Annotated in this window: 4 protein-coding genes and 1 pseudogene; 2 read left to right on the top strand and 3 right to left on the bottom strand. The window is 68.1% G+C overall.

Annotated features, from left to right (window positions below):
* A pseudogene (locus F8271_RS30315) lies at positions 1-186 on the bottom strand (hypothetical protein); the annotation flags it as partial.
* Positions 187-193: 7 nt separating this feature from the next.
* A complete protein-coding gene (locus tag F8271_RS30310; protein ID WP_151493217.1) occupies positions 194-505 on the bottom strand; it encodes a hypothetical protein in 312 nt (103 codons plus the stop codon).
* 61 nt (positions 506-566) lie between these two features.
* On the opposite strand from F8271_RS30310, the gene F8271_RS30305 reads away from it, so the two are divergent.
* Both F8271_RS30305 and F8271_RS30300 read left to right on the top strand, forming a co-directional pair.
* A complete protein-coding gene (locus F8271_RS30305) occupies positions 567-1,379 on the top strand; it encodes a DEAD/DEAH box helicase (protein WP_225854874.1) in 813 nt (270 codons plus the stop codon).
* 313 nt (positions 1,380-1,692) lie between these two features.
* Positions 1,693-2,955 carry an ATP-binding protein gene (locus F8271_RS30300; RefSeq protein WP_151493216.1) on the top strand — a complete coding sequence of 421 codons (1,263 nt, stop codon included), beginning with the start codon at positions 1,693-1,695 and terminating at the stop codon, positions 2,953-2,955.
* 20 nt (positions 2,956-2,975) lie between these two features.
* Here the strand turns inward: F8271_RS30300 and F8271_RS30295 are convergent, their stop codons facing one another.
* The gene (locus tag F8271_RS30295; protein WP_151493215.1) at positions 2,976-3,602 is read right to left on the bottom strand and encodes a superoxide dismutase; all 627 of its coding nucleotides are present in this window, start codon (positions 3,600-3,602) and stop codon (positions 2,976-2,978) included.
* Positions 3,603-3,999: the final 397 nt, after the last annotated feature.

Genomic DNA, 3,999 nt, shown 5'->3' with positions numbered 1-3,999 from the left:
GTGCGCGTCGAAGTACCGCTCCATCAGCGTACGCGGGTCACCCTTGAAGTCGCCCCACTCGTAGGTGTTCACGAAGCTGGTCGCGGTGATGTCAGCCCGAGTCGACAGCGACCGCAGCTCGGCCCGCTCCCGGGCAGTGAGGGCTCGGTCGACGGCGGTAAACTCGTAGTACTGGTACTCACTCACTGCCGGCCTACCTTCCGGCCCAGTGGCGGTAGGCATCGATCCACCCGGCGCCGTCCGGTGGCGGGGTGGGTAGCGGTAGGTCGAGCAGATCGATCCTCTGCCGGTGGCGGCCACGGGCGCAGAGCGCGACGATGCTGTCCGCGGTCAGGTCGAACTTCCGCACGGTGACCTCGACGCCGAGGACGGTGGTGGTGAACGGCACCGCCAGATGCTCCTCGAGCATGCTGAACAAGCCGGCGAGCTGCTCGTCGTCGCCGTACGCGTCGACAGTGGCTTCCCCGATCATCGCCTCCAGCGCGGCGTTCCCCTTCGATGCCATCGGCGGATGCTACCGGACCGGTGTAGGGGTGATCGGCGCCTGATGCGCGAGGATAGTCGGCATGGGTTCGGTGGCCGAGTTCGTCGATCTTCGGCGGGAGGTGGAGCGGTTACGGGCGGAGAACGCCCGGCTGGCGCGTCTGCTGGAGTTGCGCGGTCAGGACACGTCTGCGGCGCCGGAGCAGTTGTCCGCGCCGGTTGAGCCGCCAGGGCTGGTCACCATGACTTCGCCGACCCGGGACAATCTGGCGTTGTTCGCCGACCAAGGCACCCTCGCGGCAGCGATGCACGCCGACGTCGGACCCCGGCGAGCGCTGCACATCCACGAGACCACCTTCCAGCCCGGCGACGTCGACCTTGACGCCCCCGGCGCGCTCGCCGAGGTGCACCGGCGACTAGCCCTCGACGAGCTCCGAAACACCCAGATCACCGACGATGTCGCCGCAGCCCTGACCCGCGGCCGCAACTGTCTCGTCCTGACCCGACGGGTCGCCCAGGTCGGGGCACTCACCGCTCTGCTCGCCGCACGCGGACACCAGGCGCTCGTGCTCCAAGGCGCGATGAGCACCCGCGAACGGCGGACCATCGTCGACCGGCTCGACGGCGCCAAGACCGGCGACGGCCTACTCGTCATCGGCACCACACCGTTCATCGGTGAAGGCTTCGACGCCCCCGCCCTCGACACCCTCTTCCTCGCCGGCCCGATCTCCTACGACGGCCTACTCGTCCAATGCGCCGGCCGCGTCATCCGCGCCGCACCCGGCAAGGACCTCGCCGAGGTCCACGACTACCACGACCCAGCCACCCCCATCCTCGCCGCCTCACTCCCCCGCCGCATGCCCGGATACCGGGCACTCGGCTTCACCCGCACATGAGTGCATCCGATCGCGATCCCCATGGCTGGTCCCGCCGGCTCTGGGGTGTGACCAGACGAGCGACCAACCTCAGCCGGCGCAGGACGTCACCCCAGCCGCCGGCGGACTACCGGCCCTACGGCGACCGGCGGCCCTAGGTGGTGGCCAAACCCTTGCCAAACTGCACGGCCCGACCGGAGGCGTAGACCCTTGCAAGAACGCCCCAGAGGCCGCGCAAATCGAACACCGAGCCGCCGCATTTCGAACGCATCCTTACCGCAAATCGAATGCGAAGGCCCTCGCAGATCGAAATCTTACTGGCTATCATGATGTCGTGCCGACACCGCACCTGATTCCACGTCGGGCCGCCGCGCAGGTCGACGCCGCGCTGGCCGACACCCGCGTCGTCCTGATCAGCGGAGCACGCCAGACAGGCAAGCGCACGCTGGTCCGCATCGTCGCCGGCGATCGTCTCGCCGAGCGCCGCGATCTTGATCGGGCTCAGGACCGGGCGGCGGCGATCGCCGATCCAGTCGGGTTCGTGGACTCCTCCGAGCTCTTGGTCATCGACGAGATCCAGCGCGCTCCGGAGCTCCTGTTGGCCATCAAGGCCGCCGTCGACGAGGATCCCCGTCCTGGCCGGTACCTGCTCACCGGATCGTCTCGGCTGTTCGGAATGGTGGCTGCGCCGGACGCGCTGCCTGGCCGGATGGAAACGGTTGAGCTCTGGCCATTATCCCAAGGCGAACTCGACGGAGCACTGGACGGATTCATCGACGCCGTCTTCACGCTCGGCCCGGACCTGCGACACGAGTCGGACGTGACCCGCGCCGACTACGCAGCCAGGATCGTACGCGGCGGCCTACCCGAGGCCACCACCCGCACCGACCCACGCCGCCGCCAACGATTCCTCGACGCCTACGTCCAGGCGCTCATCGACCGCGACGTCCGGCAGCTGTCCGACATCCAGCACAAGGGCGAGCTACGCAAACTGGTACGCCTGCTTGCGGCCAGGTCCGCGACCGTCATCGCCGCCAACTCCCTCGAATCCGCCCTCGGACTGAGCCGGCCGACGATCGCCCGCTACCTCCAGGCGCTGGAAGAGATCTTCCTGATCAAACGGATTCCCGGCTGGTCCCGCAACATCGGCACCCGCGCCACCGCCGCGCCAAAGCTGATCTTCGTCGACTCGGGCATCGCCGCCAGCGAGACCGCGACCGACGCCCGGGCACTACTCCGGCCGGGAGCACCGTTCGGCCCGCTGCTCGAATCATTCGTCCTGTCCGAACTCTCCCGCCAGCTCACCTGGTCCGAGCAGCCCGTCGACCTGTCCCACTACCGCGACCAGAGCAGGTACGAAGTCGACGCGGTGCTCGAGAACCGAGCTGGTCAAGTGGTCGGGATCGAAGTCAAAGCAGCCACCACCGTCGGACCCGACGACTTCCGCGGACTACGCCGACTCGCCGACCGCCTCGGCGACGACTTCCTCGCCGGCATCGTCCTCTATACCGGATCGTCCACGCTGCCGTTCGGCGAAAGACTCCGCGCCATGCCGGTCAGCGCCCTATGGCAGGTTTCCGCCTCGACAGCAGGCTGACCTCGCTCGCAGGCCGCTCCTCAGCCGTCGTGGAAGTGGGCACGCCTCAGCCGGGCGGGGGCAGTGGTGTGGTGGCGACGAGCAGCCCAGTCGACGAGGTTCCACAGCCGGTCGACGTAGTCCGGGCGCACGTTGCGGTACTGCAAGTAGTAGGCGTGCTCCCACGCGTCGAACACCAGCAGCGGCGTCGAGCCCTGCCCGACGTTGCCGTGGTGGTCGTAGACCTGCTCCACGATCAGCCGCTGCCCCAGCGGCTCCCAGGCCAGGACACCCCACCCGGAGCCCTGCACCCCCTTCGTCGCCGCCGACAGTTGGCCGGCGAAACCGTCGAAGGAGCCGAAGTGCTCGTCGATCGCGGCGGCCAGCTCACCGTCGGGGCGGTCACCGCCGTCCGGGGACAGGTTGCTCCAGAAGATCGAGTGCAGCACGTGCCCGGACAGGTTGAACGCGAACGTCTTCTCCAACCCGACCAGCGACGCGAAGTCACCCTTGTCCCGCTCCTCGGCGAGCTGCTCCAGGGCGTCGTTGCTGCCCTCGACGTACGCGGCGTGGTGCTTGCCGTGGTGCAGCTCCAGGATCTCGCCGGACATCGCCGGCTCCAGCGCACCGAAGTCGTACGGCATGTCGGGCAGAGAGTAGACGGCCACCAGCAGCTCCTCACACCATCGTCGTCGCAGAGTTGGGCGGGCACCCCGGCGGTGGTGCAGATCATCGCGTTGCCGGAGCACCCGCCCACTGATGCCAACATTACGTAGTTGCCTAGCATTGGCAATAAGCACGGTCCAGAGTGGGGTGCGGCCCGACGCCGGGCCGGGCGCAGCGGGTCGCAAGAGACCGCCACGGCGGTCGATGGGGAAGCGGCACTGAACAGCACTTACGCACTTTGCTGGGCTTCCGCAGGCGATCACAGCGGCGCGCCCCTCCCTGTCACGCTGATGTGAGACAGCTCGTCTACCAGGGGATACTCTTCCTGGACGGTTCTGAGGAGAGATCATCAGCATGACGTCGAAGTCCTACGAGAGTCTGGATCCGGACGCCCGGCCC

This window comes from Micromonospora sp. ALFpr18c (assembly GCF_008868155.1).
Classification (GTDB): Bacteria; Actinomycetota; Actinomycetes; order Mycobacteriales; family Micromonosporaceae; genus Micromonospora.
Note: the sequence above shows the minus strand (reverse complement) of the source record. Positions and strands in the feature narration are given on the sequence as shown.